Raw genomic sequence first — 1,566 nt, forward strand, 5'->3', positions numbered from 1 at the left:
CACATTTGTATTTTCTTGACAGCATCTGGAAAGAGCTTTGATTTAACAGTTCCCGGCATGTGGCCACTCTGTTATTCGTGGATTGGTTACCTACAGGCTAATGGTCCGCCGTGAGCCCTGCGATCTTGTAGCGTGGATCACTAATGTGCCACAAAGGCTTTTCGCAGATGACTCGAACCTTACAGTGATCGCAGCTCCTTCCAGATGCTGTCAAATATGTACTTTGATAAGTATTGTTGCGGGAATCGCAGTTTTCTGCCGATTCCCGCTTAACTGTCCATTAACATCATGGACAGCTGTCTGTCACAGGACTTGCCGCGCAAGCGGTGCGAAGCATCCTTGACAGGCAGATGTACAGGATGCTATTCATGCAGCTTTCGTCCCTTCTTCCTTGGACGTAATATTATTCGTCATCAGTCCCCAGATGAAGCAGGCAAGTTCCCTTGCTACCGCCGCCACTGCCACATTATCCTTTTTTCCATGGCGAATCATTCGATAATATTTGCTTCTCATTCTTGTATTGCCACGATCTGCATAGGCTATGACTTCTGTAGGATTTCCATCCTGTCTGGAACGGAGCACCTTTGACTTATATCCAATTCGACCTCTGCACATTCCCCTTGCAGCCTCAATGAGAAGCGTGCGCAGATGACTGTTTCCGGCTTTAGTGATTCCGGTGCGGTTGATTTTTTCACCACTTGAGGATTCTCCCGGCGCAAGTCCAAGAAAAGCAGCATAGGTATTTCCTTTCCTGAAGCGCTTGAAGTCGCCGGTTTCAACAATCAGAGACAGTGCGGTGTGGGTTTTGATTCCAAGTAGACAACCGAGTTTTTTGACATTCTCCTGATAATCCGAATCTTCCGCCAGCTCCTCGATCCTCTTATCAAACCGCTCAATCTTTGCTATCTGCTCCTCATAGGATGTCAGGTACTCATTCAGCGTTTCACGATACAAATCCGAGAGAACCAGCTTTTTCAGCCAGTTCAGGTGCTTGATGGTCCATTTATTGCCGGCATAAAAATACCCTTGCCGGAGACAGAATGCATTGATCTGCTGTTTAATCTTCTTCAGCGCCACTTTGTGGTCATCCCGCATTCGGAGGTACTCTTTAACGGAGACATCTTTATCTGCAGGAACATGAACCGCGTGATAGCCACCATAGGAAAGGCATTGTGCAATCATCACAGCGTCACGCTTATCGGTTTTGACCCGTTTCCCTTGCTGTGTCAGCATCGTTGTCGGTGCCAGAATCGTGCATTTGACTCCGGCTTTGGTCAGCTGATGATAAAGTGAGTAGCCGAGGCATCCAGCTTCGTAACCACACTCGATGGAATAGGAGTCGGAAGAGCCCAGCTTTTCCTTTAATTTGTCAATAAACTGAATCACATTTCGATAATCAGATGTTACCTGAATGTTTGCAAAAATTCTGTCTTCTCCTCCAAGCACGGGCTCCATTGCACATAAAGTGTAGCTGGTGCTATGGACATCCATTCCGATTTTTAGTATTCTATTCATAAATGACCTCCTTTTGTATGTGGTAAACCACTGTCTATTGATTTAGTCGTC

At 46.4% G+C, this 1,566-nt stretch carries 1 protein-coding gene; it reads right to left on the bottom strand.

From position 1 onward, the window contains the following. Positions 1-366: 366 nt before the first annotated feature. Positions 367-1,515 carry an IS110 family RNA-guided transposase gene (locus tag FYJ65_RS09455; protein WP_154555075.1) on the bottom strand — a complete coding sequence of 383 codons (1,149 nt, stop codon included), beginning with the start codon at positions 1,513-1,515 and terminating at the stop codon, positions 367-369. Positions 1,516-1,566 lie beyond the last annotated feature (51 nt).

It is taken from the genome of Mogibacterium kristiansenii, assembly GCF_009695905.1.
Classification (GTDB): domain Bacteria; phylum Bacillota; class Clostridia; order Peptostreptococcales; family Anaerovoracaceae; genus Mogibacterium_A; species Mogibacterium_A kristiansenii.

What these genes read in the sequence shown, in the direction of transcription:
- FYJ65_RS09455 (WP_154555075.1), bottom strand. Translation starts at nt 1,515, where the DNA reads ATGAATAGAATACTAAAAATCGGAATGGATGTCCATAGCACCAGCTAC.